The following is a 15,409-nucleotide window of genomic DNA, read 5'->3' on the forward strand; positions in this document are numbered from 1 at the left end:
TAAAAAGTCCCTTTAATAAGAGATTTTATGTGATCTTTTAGTTTTCTCCATTAAATAATTTAACATTTAAGCGAAAAGAAATATAATCATCCATAAATTTTTGTACATCGACTGTTAATTTTTCAACTTGTTGAATGTCATTGTCTGTGATGGAAACATCCCTAATAATTTTGCTAGTTAAATTAGAAAATAATAATATATAATCCGCCTCTAGTTCACTAGTTTTAGTAGTGAACTGAGTGAATTCTTCTATTTGTTTATTTGTACAAATATGGCGATCCCTTTCTTGCTGTTTATAAAGGAATAATAAGTCTGTTTTTATAGAGTTGAATTTTATGTCAAGTTTTTGTTTATGATCAAGTGCATCTGCTTGTTTTTGCAGTAGTTTTTGTTTTACTTCTAACTCGTCTAATTTATCTTGTGCGATAGTTGCTGTTTGCTGGTTTTGACTGATTAAAGATTCAGCTTGTTTTACTTTATTTTGAGCTTGTTTATTTAACCATGCAACATAACCGGAAATCTTGTGGATCATAAAGGATTTAAGAGCTAGAGGTGTACATAAAAGCGCAGATAAGGTTGAGGAAACATACAAGTATATAACTCTAGCTAAATAAGAAAAAACCCTACAGGGGATGCAGGGCAGTACTAAGGGTATTGAGTTGTCGATTCCATAAGGACTTCCTGGAATGTACAAAGTGTAACACGTAATTTATAAGAACTTTATATATAGATGTTACAAAAATATGAACAAAGGGGAATGAAAAATGAGTAAAGACGAATTAAATCTAGATAATTTCGGTCAACAGCTAATAATCACCGGTCTTACAAGATTAGTTGAAGAAGAAGGTTATACAGCTCATGAGGCGTTTCGATTGTTAGAAACGATTAAAAGAAATACGTTCCATGCGCTTTTAGAAATACAAAAAGAGTCGAGAGAAAACACAAAGCCCTAGCAGGGGAGCTAGGGCAGGGGACGGGATATTGAGAATTGTTGATTCTATTAATAACGAATGACTTCTTCGAATGACCTTAGTTTAGCACAGGAACTCATGTATATGTGTTACGGAATTATGAACAATGGACAAATCTACTCTTATCGGAATATTCAGGAATCTAATGATATCCCCCACCTAGCAAATAGATTCCTGGATATTCCGATGCGTGAAAGCATCATAAAAAGCCCGTACAGAAGCACAGGCCGGTTGTTACACATATCGATAACTAAACATTAACGGAATTATCATTCAATTTATATTGAGAAAATAAAAAACCGCCTTACCCATAAGACGGTTTGGAGAAAACACATGTAAATCGCTACTTACATTATACCAAATGTTTTCTCTTCATAACAAGGAGGAAAAATAATGAAAATAAACTTTAAAGAACTATGTATTACTAACTTTAAAAATCATGACAGCCTTAATGTGGCATTCGGTGAAATAACAACAATTAGTGGCCCGAATGGAGCAGGCAAATCATCTATAGGTGAAGCAATTACATGGGTTTTATACGGTATTGATCCATACGGAACTAAGAACGAACCGAAACCTATTGATAATGAGGATGCAGAAACGAAAGTTGAACTTCTTATCCAAGTAGACGATAAAGATATTTTGATCGGTAAAGCTCAAAAGAAAGCAGCTAAGTACTTCATTAATGAAGTTCCTAAGAAAGCTAAGGAATTCGAATCATTTGTAGATGAGTTGTTCGATAAGCAAGCATTTCTATCACTATTCAATCCTGGATTCTTCAGCTCACAACATTGGCAGACGCAGCGTGAACAACTTCTATCATATGTAGGCGAACCGCTAAAGAAAGAAGTATTCGCTGAGTTACCAAAAATACAAGTTGAGTTATTAGAAGAGAACTTAAAGAAACTTTCAATAGAAGACTTACAGAAAGTCCATATAGAGCGTAAGAAAACACATGAAAAATCATATGCGTGCCAGCGAACGAGTTATCGGCGGGTTTGAATCAACAGGCATGAAATAAAAAAGGCTAGGATTTCTCCTAGCATCTAGGCATAACTAAAAGTCGTATGGAAGGGTTTAATGTAGAACGTTTGTCGCACTTTTAATATATAACAACTCCGGAACGAATAGTGCGAATGACAGCAATCTTTACTAATCATTTACTTAACATTTATATATTAAAGAAAATGATAAGGGATGAAACTGTCAAAAAGAATGAAGAATGGAAAATGGGATACTTGGGGGTTCTATCAAGGTCGTTGTAAAAATTGTAGAGGGCGGGGATAGTCGAGAAAGAAAAAATAAGCATTTTTGGGTAGCTTTTAAAAGTGAGAAATATAAAAAGTTTTTTACCTTTCTTCATGAAGACAAAAAATTCGAAACTACTGATGAGGCAAAAGAGTATGCAATCAATTGGATAGATACCTATGTAAAAAAAACAAAAACTAAACAAAAGCGTTATTTGATATTAAAATTCTGCATGCATAAAAAGAGAAATTCATATATGAACTATTAAAAAGATTAACATGGCCTTACTGATTGGGATCAAGTGTATGTAGACATTTTAAATAAAGTCCCTTTGAAAAATTAAAAGGGACTTTATGTTTGGATAATCAGAGTTATCGGTTGCTAATTAAGTGCTATTTCTTCGGCAGTGAGGATAACAGATACTATACCTTCAACAAGCGTATTAGGAGGATTAGTTCTACGTACCAAGTTTCCTTCTAATACATAGAAAAAGGTTCCAACTCCAGGTTTATCAAAAGCTGTAAAAGTAGTAGTTAATTCATCAAAATCCGTATTTTGAACAGATTGGATAGTTGCAGCTGGTGCTATGCGTCTAATTCGAAAGCCAACAACAGTTCCGTTAAGTGGAGTGGAACTTACAGATGAGAAAAGAGTTTGCGATTGTATTGTTGCCATGAATCTGATGATATCGTTAGGACTATTAATAGTGATGCTTACTGTTGAAAGAGGAACAAATATTGGACTTGTTAAATTTGGAAGTGAAGCGCTGTTAACTCCGACTTTAAACTGTCGTAATCCATTTGGTCCTTCAGGTAAAGGGAAGGCACATTGGAATGGTATATGCGGGTCTTTTTTAAATTGGCTCATAAATTTCACCCCCTATTATTTGATTCATTATTAATATATTCATTGAGTATTTAAGAGGAATATGGAAATTATCTAATATCACTAATAATAGTGGTAAATATTTAAATTAAATAGTTATCTTGTAGAAAAGAGGGTCTTAAATTAAATTACAGGATATAAGAGAAGATAAAACGCTTTGGGAGAAGAAGCATCTTGAAGGTGTAGGCAAGGTACTACTTGTTGAAGAGAGTTATTACGACAATATCGTTGAATTGGTAACTAATTTGGAACAAGAAAATAAAAGAGCAGCTAGCAAAAGCTAACTGCGCAGCTGGTTCTCCAAGGGGGAAAGGAGAAAGGTTAGGGACTTCATTAAATGAGTTCTGGCTATCGCCTATCTATAGTATTGACGGAATATTGAGATTTATTCAGGTGTATGAGATCTTTTTAAAAAGAAAAAGGCTAGGATTTCTCCTAGCACTCAACATAAGCCGTATGGAAAGTAAAATAATTGCACCTTTAATATATAACAACTTCGGGACAAATGGTGCGAATGACAGCAATCTTAACCAATGATTTACGTAACATTTATATATCAAAGAAAATGATAAATACTAAAATTTGAATTTTGTAGAAAAGTAGGTGATTAGTTTGGGGAATAATTACAAATTTAAAATGTGGGATTGGGATGAAGGGTGTTTCTATATCATCCCAAAATAAGACATTGTAGAAGCGATATACTATGCGTGGAATTACGAGTTTGATGTTTATGACTGTGAATCAGGCGAAATAATTTTCTCAGGGAATCTAGATAACGAAGATAACTCAGAACTATTAGAGGAGTACGGGCTACGTGTAGTTGATGCAGATAAACTCCGTCAACTACAGAACATTGAAACAGGTGAAATTTATAAGGAGAGTTGGGAAAAATAAAGCAATTAATTTATAACCAAAGCGTTATTTGAAACTGTTCATGAAAAAAGAGCACTATCGAAAGTGCCCTTAGAAAATACATTTTATATTCTGTTTTGAGCTACTATTTTAATATTCTCTGGTGGAATGATATCTTGAAATTTTTCTTTTAAATCTACTTGGACCATTTCTTCAAGATGTCCCAGTGAAACTTCAAAGTTTATGCATTCCGCAGTTGCGATGTTTAATAAAGAATAATTTTCATTCTTTTTAACAACAAGATATTGTGATTGATCTGTTATTACTATACATCCTTATTGAATTCCTAATTTACGATTATCTTCAAAAGTCATAAATAAATCTCCTAACATTTTTCTGATAGGAATTGTACTACATAAAAATGTTGGTGTCTAGTCGGTCTTATGTAAGAAATAGAGTCAAACAAAATCCTTATTTTAAATGAATAAGCCCTAGAGTTAGGGCTCCAGGGCTTATTGTTTTGGTATATCTCACACGGTTTTATAAAAAGAATAGAACGTAATGAAGATAACATATGAATGTTTCATAAATGTATCGAAAAAGTGAACAAAATTGCTATTGCAGAAGAAATAGAAATGAAGTTTCTAATAGTTAAGTACGTAAAAGGTGTTATTTCCAGTGGATAAAATGCGCATGGGGCACCTAATCATTATTTTACCAGAGGAAAAGAATATGTTATGAACTTGGGTGAATGAAAAAATGAAAATTTTACTTTAAGCGAAGTTAATGAAATATATTTTGGGGGTTATATCAATGATTGTTATCTCGATGGACACTTTAACTTTATAAAAGTCCTAGAAGAAAAACACAACTATGAGGAATAGTAAGCTATAAAAGTGAACAAAATCGTTATTTAAATAAAAGAAACCCCGATTGTCTGCGGGGCTTCTAAGGGTAATCGTCAAGTAATGACGTACTCGACTAAATAACCATATCATGAATTTTTTGGTAAAAATACTGGTAAATGTGTCCAAATGAGTAAGGGCATCATTTTGAACAAAACGCTATTTTAATAAAAAAAGAGCTTGCAAGGAAACAAGCTCTAACGTAATTGAGATGTCTATATATTACCATTCATTTCATTCTAATTCCATACGTTGTGGTTGAGAAATAAAGTATAAGCAATTTAATAAAAATTTCATTTTGTAGAAATAAAAACCCTAGTTTCCTAGGGTAATGGTATAACAGCTCAATATATTTTATTCTTTTATATCGTAACGTAATATTACGTTGAAAACATCAGGTGAATGTAACCAATTACAGAAAATAAGAGCAGCTAACAAAAGCTAACTGCTCATATAAGGAAAACAGAGAAAGGATAACCATGTGTCTGTATAATTGGCGGAATATTGAGTTTTATTAGTGAGGAAATACGTTTAACTTAATGCATAGCCTACAATCAAAGATAGTGTTAAAAACACAGATAATAAAAGTGTTAGTAGGACTGTTGCTAAGCTTCTAAGCATCGCAATCCAATTATTCATCTTAGAAAATCCTTTAATACCAGTAAAAAAGGTTACCGTTGTTAAAACTAGTAAGAAAAATAAAGGGTGGATAGGTAGTGAATCCATAATAAACATCTTCGTTTCAGATGAGGCTATCGAACCAATCTCAAGATATAAGAGGAATAAACCAATGCAAATAAAAGAAAAAATAAAGGACCATAGATTGATGTTATGTTTCATTGCTTTCTCCTATATTATTAAAATATTTTCCATTTAATTTTAATGGGAAATAAAAGAAAAAGATAGCGTTTAGAAATTGAAATGAATTTTTTAACAAAATAATCCTTTGAATAGAAAGTGAGGTTAAGAGAATGGAAGATAACGTAAAGCTTTTAGGTTCAGACGGAATGTGTGGAATGGAGTTTAAAGGGAATAAGGTCAATGTTAATAACGATGAAGGATACGTAATGGAGAGTATGACAACAAAGGAGCATATTCAGGAAGTTATTGATTTTCTTGAAGAATGCAAGAAAGAAATGAAGGAATAAAAATGGGACAAGGTAACCGTGGAATGGATTTTGAAATGCTTATCAATCTATCGAATGAAATGTATCAACGCGAGGGAGTGGCGCTTATAAACAAGCGTCCGACTTCTGTGAAGGTATTAAAAATGGTTTATGGACGTGTGAAAGATGGTTATTACGAGTCAAAAAGCACAGTAGACTATGACGGTGTGTATAAAGGACGAGCTATAGCGTTTGAAGCAAAGTCTACAAATGAGATAAATAGATTTGATTTAAAGAACATCGCGCAGCACCAATTGGATTATCTAGAGACAGCGGAGAAGATGGGAGCGATTTGTTTCTTCCTTATTGGGTTTAGTAAGGACCAGTCAGTATTTGCCACTATCAGTCATTCAATCTTACGTAAGAATGTCGCAACAACCAAAAGGTAAGAAGTCGATACCAAGAGCAGACTTTGATATTTATGGATACTTAGTAGATCAGACAGAACGAGCGCCAGTTGATTACTTGCAATATGTAGATGAAGCAGTAGCAGTAGCTCCAGTTATGTTTGATGGCATGATTCAATTTGATCAGGACCATAAGAAAGTGGCAAATAACATTGAAGCAGCAAAAGAGAAGATGGCCAACAAGAAACATAAATTATTAAAGGCATAATGGATAACGGAACCATGCAGAGTGGATGGTGGGGGCTACTTGCTATGCATGTTTCTCTTATTCAACAATGAGATATTAAAATTTCACGTACCTAATGTGAATATAAAAACCAAAATTTGAAATAGGGGGATTCCGACTTGGAGAGACAATTGACTTTGTTACCGGATATCGATGATAAGAAAGTACAGAAGGAAGTAGTAAGCGTATTAAAGGAATACAGAGTACTCAAGATGCGATTCAGCAATGACGTGGAGCAAGAAGGGATCAGTTTGTATCCTGAGTTACGTGATTCAAGGAATATGAGTAAATGGAAGGTTGTTCATTAGTAATTACTCAAGATTCTTAAATGACCAAAACGAGAGCAGAGAGCTTCCGCTCTTTGTTTGAGCCAATACAGCTGAACCTCCTCAGTCTTATGTGTTGGTTCAAACAAGGCGTAGGAAGAAACATATGCGTCTTGATATAAATCCTTTATAACTCGATATTGGCGAAAATGACATTAAGTAGCCGACTCTACGGAGTATAAAAGAGAAGAGTCTTAGTCTTCTCCCAGTCATCGACACAGGGCGTGTAGCCATATTAGTTGATGCGGTGATTTGGAGAAGCCTGAGAGTATCTAGAATACCAGAGGCTTGAAGAGATACTTATTGCCATTTGTTCTCTCTCTTCCCCTTCAGGAGCTGTCACTTCGGTGATGGCTTTTTGTTTTGTAGGATATTCTTCTTTTCTGTCGAATAGATAGATTGGGAGAGGTGGGGAATAAGTAAATGAAAAAATTTATAATAAGCATAGAAGCAGTCGATGGTAAACAACACGAATTTGAAATTGAGCATAAAAAGACAGTAACAGTTGCTGCTATAGAAAATTCTATACAAGCAAGAGAAGCTAGATTCTTCAGATTTGGAGATCGTATGATTAATTTGGACAATGTATTCTCTTTAGTGGTAAAAGAGAAGAAGGATTAAATACAAAAAAAGCATCCAAAACGGGTGCTTTTTTCTTTGTTATATAGAAATTACACATTAACAATTCAGCATATTAGGGAATATCGAGCATAGAATGATATTGACACCACGATATCAAGGTTATTGCTGCGTTTTAGTGTTACCCCTATGTTCACGAAAGGGCACCTGAATAAGGTGCCTTTTTGATGAACCATTTTAATAAAGAAATCATATAGTATAGTGTAGGACAAGCTAACCGCTTATATCCTATTCAATGCTCATCGAGAAGTCCATTCACATATTTTAGCATCTACTGACGTGGGTGCTCTTTTTTATTGAGTAAAACGGACATTAAAATAGGAGGGTAGTGATGGGTATAACATTAGAAGAGTTAGAAAAGTGTTTTAATAAAGCTGTAAATGAAGAAGCAGAGTATGTAGCTGTTCAGATTGAAATGGATGGATTTCCTAGCGATGAAGTAATTATTAACGACAAACATAACATTGATTCTAAACTAGCGTATTATAAGAAAACGTACAATGAAGATTTAGAACATAGATACACTCCAGGAATTCGTATTGTAGGTTTTGCGTATGGTTATTCGTTCTCGGGAATCCTACGTGAATTAGGATTGTTGGTAAGGTAGCGATTAAACCAATAGCAATTATCGTAGGCGCTGCCGCTATCCTGGTGGCGTCTTGTTTGTTGTTAAGGGATGAAATAGACTTGCAATTTGAGGTTCTGGTGCAAAGATTGCATTTATTTGAAAGAGGTATATAGATTCCTAATGGAATCTATTCTTATGCAGCCATTCCGAATAGTTGATGAATAAACTTCATTTCATTTTGGACAGACTTGTCCCGTAAAATAAGTTGGCCTTTTTTAATGATATGCATCGCTTCTATTCCTGAAAGAATAGATGTAGCTGTACGAAAAGACTTCAATCCTAACATTGAACGAACTCTCTTTTTAATAAAACGATGATCTTGCTCTACAATGTTATTCAGATATTTTACCTGCCTTATTTGGATGCCTACAGGCATCTTTTTCTCTTTCTTCAACTCTTCAATCGCTATAGGATAGGCTGGGTTTTTGTCTACTGTAATCACACGGGGCTTTGAAGCATGAAAAGACCGCAAAGCTTTCTTGAAAAAACGCTTTGCATACCTATAATCTCTTGTTTTGCTTAAATGAAAATCAATTGTATTTCCTTTTGAATCAACAGCACGATATAGGTACATCCATTGACCTTTGACTTTCACATACGTCTCATCGACTCGCCAAGAATCATTGGTTGACTTCAGACGTCGTACGCGCTTATCTAATTCGGGACCATATTGATGAACCCATCGCATGATAGTTGTATGGGCAAGGGATAGCCCGCGTTCTTCCATCATTTCGACTAAATCACGAAAACTGAGGTTGTACCGTAGGTACCATCTCACGGTTAATAAAATAATATCCGGTTGATAATGTTTCCAATTGAATAGATTTTGCTTTTCCATACCAATCACATCCTTTTTAGAATACTAGTATCAGTATGTCCAAGTTTAGGAGGTTACTTACAAGCTTTTTGGAGTGTTTGCACCAGAACCCTTTTTCCTTACCCATTCCTTACAAATTTCTTACGTTCAAAATAGATTCTATTTATTAATATTATTTAAAATCTGCGATACGATTTAATCTTAATTTAGTTGTTTAATAGAAATATTTCTGGTTTTTAGAAAAAATAATCGGAATATTCATTATTTTCTATATTATCTTTAGAAAATAATCCCATTAATAGGAGTGTTATGATTTAATTGTTAGTCAATATCTCACTTTTAGAGCGTTAGTGTCTTTGAAAAAGTCTAAGCAAGCTATTGATTTCATTACTATCACAAACGAACTGCAAAAAAAGAATAGGATTTAAGAGGCGGGAGAAGTCTCGTATCCCACTCAATTAGTTTCTATCGTCCCTATTTAGTAAACTTAAGGAGCTCGTTTTTATGAAAACTACCGAATCAAAAAGTCTATGGAGAAATACAATTTATTTACAAGTTTTCTCTGCGTATTCACTGCTTATGCTCGGAGTATTTATTGACATGTTAGCCATTATGACCATTGTTAGTTTTGAATGGGAAGTAGACCCCACCATGATTGGATTAATTCCCGTTGCGTATGCACTTCCTGGGATTATATTTAGTTCATGGGCAGGCGTGATTGCTGATCGCTTTAGAAAAATTCCAATTATGATGTTTTGTAATCTAATGGTTGGTTTATTAACAATTGTTCTTTTATTTGTCCAAAATATTCATTGGCTTTTGTTAGCATTAATGGTTCGTTCCATTTTCACCGTTTTTTACTATCCTGCACAGCAAACACTAACACGACAGATTGTTTCTCCTGATCTGCTTACCAAAGCGGTAAGTATCAATGGGATAGTTGAGCAAGGAACCAAGATATTGGGCCCACTTATAGGAGGAATGTTACTGAGCTGGTTTCAGCCAGAGTTTTGTTTGATTATAAGGGCAATATGCTGTTTACTAGCTGCTTTGGTTCTGTTGCCCACAATAAGGTTACAGGAATCTCTGTCAAGAGAACATATAGAAAAGAAACAGCAAAGTACTTGGACTGCTTGGTTACAAGGTTGGGGTTATGTATTATCCAATCGGATGATATTATCAACCATGATTTTCTTTACAATAGCTATGGCAGTATTACAATTAGTAGACTCGCAGTTCCCTACTTTATTTAAGAGCTTGTTCCCAAATGATAAGAGTAAAATGGGATACATCATTTCTATTATTGGTCTTGGGGGAATAATTGGCGCATTCTTAACTCAGAAATTAAAACATTTTCAATATGGTTGGGTAATATGTGGAGGCATTGCTTTAATGGGAATTGGCTTTGGAGGTATTAGTCTGATAACTCTGATAAGTCCTGGTTCATCCCTCATTTTTGCCTATATGATTAGTTTTATAGCTGGTATTGGAAGTGGACTTATGTTTGTATCCAATCAAGTTATTCTACAAATAGAATCTCATCAAGAACAGGTCGGAAGAGTATTTGGAATTCAAAGCAGTTTAGCAAATGCAGTCCTCATTATTTCTCCTGCTATGAGCGGTCCACTGGTTCACTTTTTCGGAGTAATTGAACTCTATTTTTATGTGGGTATTGGGCTCATCATCATTGGAGTAATTGGGGTTTCACTACAGAAATATATATGGGTTAAACATAAACAAGAACCTATAAGAGTAAATAATTTTTGAAGGGAAGATTTTTTATGGCCAATGAAGAATGTTATCCGTTAAGTCATCCACAGAGGAGAATATGGTATACAGAAGTTATTCATTCCGGTAAAGGGATATGTAATTTAAGGTTTTTATTTAAACTTCATAGAAAAATGGATTATTCAAAATTAAACCGAGTTGTGAATCGTGTTATTAGTGAAAATGATGGTCTTTGCATCAGACTAAAAGAAAATGGGCATCAGGAACCTGAACAATATTTTATTAAACATGAAGAACAAGAATTTGAGTTTTTCGATTTCAGTTCCGTGAAAGATCCAGATTTGCTGGAAAAATGGATTGAGCAGAAAACACAAGAAACGTTTACATTATTTGATTCTGATTTATACTATTTTGCTTTAATAAAATTAAACGATAATGAATGTGCAGTCTTTGGGAATGTTCATCACATTATCATGGATGGTTTATCAATCCAAATTTTTACTAGTCAGATTGCTAAATATTATTATGAGATTCATAGCGAGACTGATGAAGACGTACTTAGAAATTCATATGTTAAATTTCTAATCAATGAACAAACATACTTGAATGGTAGTCGCTTTCAAAAAGATCAAAAATTCTGGCTAGAGGAATTCAAAACACTCCCATCTGTGACGGGATTGAAGTCCTATAATGCGTACCAAGTTAGTACGAGAGCATCACGCGAGACGTTTATATTATCGGAGTATTTGAAGAGAAAGATAGAAAAATTCTCTGAAGATTATAAAATTAGTATATATACTCTTTTTGTTGCTGCGTTTTCGTTGTCGATGTATCGGTGGACCTCGTCGCTTGATATTGCATTAGGAATGGCCTATGGCAATCGTATGACTAAAATGGAGCGGGAATTAATTGGAATGATGGTGAGTACAGTTCCTCTAAGAATGGATATCGACCCTGAAGAAGAAGTACTTTCATTTATTGGTCGAGTGTCCAGAAAACAAAGTAAATCATTACGACATCAGAAATTTCCATTTGATTTGTTATTAAAGCAGATTAATAAAGAGAACAACAGCAATGTTAGACTTTTCGGAACTACGATTGATTATAGAGATCGTGATGAAAGTGGTGACTCACTTTGGATTCCAAATGGTGAAGAAATGCAAGATTTTGCAGTACATATTGAGAATTTGACTGATATAGACTCTTTACAAGTACATATTGACTATCGTAAAGAGCTATTTTCTAAAGAAGAGATAAACCGCTTTTTTAAAACCATGTTAGCAATAATAGAAAATACATTTAAAAACCCAAAGCAAAAGGTTTCTGAGATTGAAATTATTTCAGAAGAAGATAAAAGAAAAAGTTTAGTAGAGTTCAACAATCCTAAGCTTGATTTTCCACCTCAAGTAACTATTCATGAATTGTTCGAACAGCAAGCGATGATTTATCCAAATTCTATTGCAGTTACGTATGAAAAAGGAAAAGTTACTTATAGTGAGCTAAATGAACGTGCAAATCAGTTAGCTCATTATCTGCAGAAAAAAGGAGTAGGACCTGATACTTTAGTTGGGCTGTGTGTTGAACGTTCTCTAGAAATGATTGTAGGTATTTTAGGGATTTTGAAGGCTGGTGGAGCCTATGTTCCACTTGATCCAACATATCCAGAGCAGCGACTTCAATATATTTTAGAGGATGCTGGCATTCAGTTATTCGTAACGCAAGAAAGTTTAAAAGAATTGAAATGGTTACCAGAAAATATTAAATCGATTTGCCTGGATCGTGATAGAGATGAGATTGGGCAAGAAAGTAAGACCTTACCGTTTTCTGATGTAAGTTCTCAAAACCTAGCTTACGTAATCTATACTTCGGGATCAACAGGGAATCCAAAGGGCGTTATGATAGAGCATCACAATGTCATTCGTTTATTTAAATCGACGGACTGTTGGTATCAGTTTAATGAAAAAGACACTTGGACGCTTTTTCATTCTTATGCATTTGATTTCTCAGTATGGGAAATTTGGGGAGCATTATTATATGGTGGGAAATTAGTTGTTGTTCCGTACTGGATTAGTCGATCGCCCAAAGATTTTTATCAATTGTTGGTAGATGCAGAAGTCACAGTTCTAAATCAAACACCTTCCGCATTTCGACAGTTAATACAGGTGTGTGAACAAGAAGATGAGAATAAAAACTTGCAGCTGCGTTATGTGATATTTGGTGGAGAAGCGTTAGAACCTATTAGCTTGTTACCGTGGTTTCAAAGGTATGGGGAGAAAAAACCGCAGCTAATTAATATGTATGGAATTACAGAAACTACCGTTCATGTTACATATTATCCAATTACTCAAGATGATGTGCAGCATGCTTCAAGAAGTAATATCGGAAAGCGGATTCCAGATTTAGAAGTGTATATACTAGACGCTTATCAACAACCTGTACCTATAGGTGTAGATGGTGAGCTTTATATTGGCGGGGCAGGGCTTGCACGTGGGTATTTAAATCGACCTGAATTAACTGCAGAGCGCTTTATACCTCATCCATTTAGTAGTGATCCGAAAGCAAGATTATATCGGACAGGAGACTTAGCAAGGTATTTGCCAGATGGGAATCTGGATTATCGTGGAAGAATTGATCATCAGGTCAAAATACGTGGTTTCCGAATTGAGATTGGGGAGATTGAGTCTACTTTAAATGCATATGCATCTATAAAAGAGGCTGTTGTAATTGTTAGAGAAGATCAACCGGGTGACAAACGATTAGTAGCATATGTTGTAGGAGATGGAAATGTAGGTGCGTGGCGAGAGTATCTTAAAGCGAAACTACCGAGCTATATGGTCCCTTCGAGATTTGTGACGATGGAAGCCATTCCCCTAACAGCTAACGGTAAAGTTGATCGTGAGGTCTTACCTATGCCGGAGGAAGAGCAGACTAACAGTGAAGCTGTTGCCCCTCGGAATAGTAACGAAAAGATACTGGCTACCATCTGGAAGCAAGTATTAGGTGTTAAAAAGGTAGGAATCCATGATAATTTCTTTGAAATTGGTGGCGACTCGATTCTCAGTATTCAAATCATATCTCAAGCAAGTCAAGAGGGATTAAAACTTACTCCAAAGCAAATGTTTGAATGCCCAACCATTGCCGAGTTGGCACAAGTGGCTATAGAAACTCAGGGAGTACAAGCGGAGCAGGGAATTGTGACAGGAGAAGTGCCCCTTACTCCAATTCAGTACTGGTTCTTCGAGCAAGAACATTCACGTCCGGAGCATTGGAATCAATCGATGCTTTTAAGAGTAAAAGAGAGATTGGACGTGAAGTTACTAGAAGGAGCGATCTTAAACTTACTAAAACATCATGATGCTTTACGTTTCCGGTACGAACAGTTACCAAATGGAACGTGGAGGCAGAGAAATGAAGGGACTGATGAGCATTCTGTACTTCATGTGGTAAAACGGAACAAAGCTAATGAACAAGTGTGGAATAAAGTAATACAAGAAGAGATGAACATTACTCAAACTAGTTTCAATTTAGTTACAGGTCCGTTAATGAGAGTAGTTTACTTTGAAGACACCTTGTCTGGAAATGATCGAATATTCTGGGTGATTCATCATTTAGTAGTAGATGGGGTATCTTGGAGAATTCTATTGGAAGATTTACAGGCGGTATATAACCAGATGAAACAAGGTCAAGGAGTTCGCCTACCTGCGAAAAGTACATCTTTTAAAGAGTGGTCGGAACGCCTGCAGGCATACAGTGATTCGGGTATTTCAAAAGAAGTACAAGATTATTGGAATGAACGGGTAGAAAAAGAAACGATGAAAATTCCAATGGACTATCCAATGCAAGAAACAACAGAAGAATCGATTGATCAAGTGACGAGGACTTTAGGAGTAGAAGAAACACATGCATTGTTACAAGAAGTTCCAGTGACTCATAAGACAAGGATTAATGAGGTACTATTGGCGGCATTAGGACAAGCTATCGTCGATTTTACAAATCAGCAAACGGTTTCTATTCATCTAGAAGGACACGGGAGAGAAGAGATGGTTGAAGGTATTGATCTATCACGGACAGTGGGCTGGTTCACGAGTATTTATCCTGTTCATCTGAATTTTCAAGGAACTAAAACACCTATTGAAGGATTAAAGGCTGTAAAAGATCAATTGCGTCAAATTCCGAATCGTGGAGTTGATTATGGTATTTTACGTTACTTGAAAAAAGAATTACTTCCGTTTTATCAGCAAAAGCCTTCAATAAGCTTTAACTATTTGGGCCAATTTGATCAAGTGTTTTCAAAGGAATCTTTGTTTATGCAAGAGACAGGGTTTACATTTTTAGATCATGCTCCAGATTCCAAGCCATCGCATCTAATTGATGTTATCGGTATGGTAAAAGATGAGAAATTACATTTTATTTGGATATATAGTAGAGAACAGTTTTCTAGATTAAAAATTCAAGCGATAGCAGATGGTATGTTGAGGCATCTTCGTCAGCTTATAAATAAACCAACAACAGAGTCAGCTTTTACAGTATCAGATTTTGCTGATGCTGAGGATCTTACGGAAGAAAGCTTGAGCAAAGTATTACTTAAATTAACAAAGAAGAGGGTGTAAA

General features: G+C 35.0%; 13 protein-coding genes and 2 pseudogenes. 10 read left to right on the forward strand and 5 right to left on the reverse strand.

Going from position 1 to position 15,409, the window contains the following annotated elements:
• Positions 1–37 precede the first annotated feature (37 nt).
• Positions 38–532 (reverse strand): hypothetical protein, encoded by a 495-nt coding sequence (locus tag MKY70_RS29400; protein ID WP_080017267.1) that lies wholly within the window; start codon positions 530–532, stop codon positions 38–40.
• 232 nt (positions 533–764) lie between these two features.
• On the opposite strand from MKY70_RS29400, the gene MKY70_RS29405 reads away from it, so the two are divergent.
• The 3 genes from MKY70_RS29405 (at position 765) to MKY70_RS29415 (ending at position 2,487) form a co-directional block, all read left to right on the forward strand.
• Entirely contained in the window at positions 765–953 is a 189-nt protein-coding gene (locus MKY70_RS29405) for a hypothetical protein (RefSeq protein WP_002017191.1), read from the forward strand.
• A gap of 411 nt (positions 954–1,364) precedes the next feature.
• A complete protein-coding gene (locus MKY70_RS29410) occupies positions 1,365–1,973 on the forward strand; it encodes an AAA family ATPase (RefSeq protein ID WP_341026681.1) in 609 nt (202 codons plus the stop codon).
• A 220-nt stretch (positions 1,974–2,193) separates the two neighbouring features.
• Positions 2,194–2,487, forward strand: a complete 294-nt coding sequence (locus MKY70_RS29415) for a hypothetical protein (protein WP_002017193.1) — start codon at positions 2,194–2,196, stop codon at positions 2,485–2,487.
• Between the two features lie 113 nt (positions 2,488–2,600).
• Here the strand turns inward: MKY70_RS29415 and MKY70_RS29420 are convergent, their stop codons facing one another.
• From MKY70_RS29420 to MKY70_RS29430, 3 genes are all read right to left on the reverse strand, one after another.
• Positions 2,601–3,086, reverse strand: a complete 486-nt coding sequence (locus MKY70_RS29420; RefSeq protein ID WP_002167267.1) for a hypothetical protein — start codon at positions 3,084–3,086, stop codon at positions 2,601–2,603.
• A 995-nt stretch (positions 3,087–4,081) separates the two neighbouring features.
• Positions 4,082–4,285: a hypothetical protein gene (locus MKY70_RS29425; RefSeq protein ID WP_341026789.1), complete on the reverse strand. Its 204-nt coding sequence runs from the start codon at positions 4,283–4,285 to the stop codon at positions 4,082–4,084.
• A 1,107-nt stretch (positions 4,286–5,392) separates the two neighbouring features.
• Positions 5,393–5,701: a hypothetical protein gene (locus MKY70_RS29430; protein WP_341026684.1), complete on the reverse strand. Its 309-nt coding sequence runs from the start codon at positions 5,699–5,701 to the stop codon at positions 5,393–5,395.
• Between the two features lie 131 nt (positions 5,702–5,832).
• On the opposite strand from MKY70_RS29430, the gene MKY70_RS29435 reads away from it, so the two are divergent.
• The 5 genes and pseudogenes from MKY70_RS29435 to MKY70_RS29455 all read left to right on the forward strand — a co-directional run bounded on the left by MKY70_RS29435 (position 5,833) and on the right by MKY70_RS29455 (position 8,232).
• The gene (locus MKY70_RS29435) at positions 5,833–6,009 is read left to right on the forward strand and encodes a hypothetical protein (protein WP_002017198.1); all 177 of its coding nucleotides are present in this window, start codon (positions 5,833–5,835) and stop codon (positions 6,007–6,009) included.
• A 2-nt stretch (positions 6,010–6,011) separates the two neighbouring features.
• Positions 6,012–6,642 (forward strand): annotated as a pseudogene (locus MKY70_RS29440) (Holliday junction resolvase RecU).
• A 137-nt stretch (positions 6,643–6,779) separates the two neighbouring features.
• Positions 6,780–6,959: pseudogene (locus MKY70_RS29445) on the forward strand (ArpU family transcriptional regulator); the annotation flags it as partial.
• A 450-nt stretch (positions 6,960–7,409) separates the two neighbouring features.
• A complete protein-coding gene (locus tag MKY70_RS29450) occupies positions 7,410–7,607 on the forward strand; it encodes a hypothetical protein (protein WP_002017201.1) in 198 nt (65 codons plus the stop codon).
• Positions 7,608–7,956: 349 nt separating this feature from the next.
• A complete protein-coding gene (locus tag MKY70_RS29455; protein WP_002017202.1) occupies positions 7,957–8,232 on the forward strand; it encodes a hypothetical protein in 276 nt (91 codons plus the stop codon).
• 154 nt (positions 8,233–8,386) lie between these two features.
• On the opposite strand, the gene MKY70_RS29460 is transcribed toward MKY70_RS29455, so the two are convergent.
• A complete protein-coding gene (locus MKY70_RS29460) occupies positions 8,387–9,091 on the reverse strand; it encodes an IS6 family transposase (protein WP_341026691.1) in 705 nt (234 codons plus the stop codon).
• Positions 9,092–9,574: 483 nt separating this feature from the next.
• Between MKY70_RS29460 and MKY70_RS29465 the strand changes: the two genes are divergently transcribed.
• Complete coding sequence (locus tag MKY70_RS29465; RefSeq protein WP_341026693.1) at positions 9,575–10,837, forward strand: MFS transporter; 1,263 nt, start codon at positions 9,575–9,577, stop codon at positions 10,835–10,837.
• Positions 10,838–10,851: 14 nt separating this feature from the next.
• The gene (locus tag MKY70_RS29470) at positions 10,852–15,408 is read left to right on the forward strand and encodes an amino acid adenylation domain-containing protein (protein WP_341026696.1); all 4,557 of its coding nucleotides are present in this window, start codon (positions 10,852–10,854) and stop codon (positions 15,406–15,408) included.
• Position 15,409: the final 1 nt, after the last annotated feature.

Origin of the sequence: Bacillus sp. FSL R9-9492 (assembly GCF_038007365.1) — a bacterium.
Lineage (GTDB): Bacteria > Bacillota > Bacilli > Bacillales > Bacillaceae_G > Bacillus_A > Bacillus_A mycoides.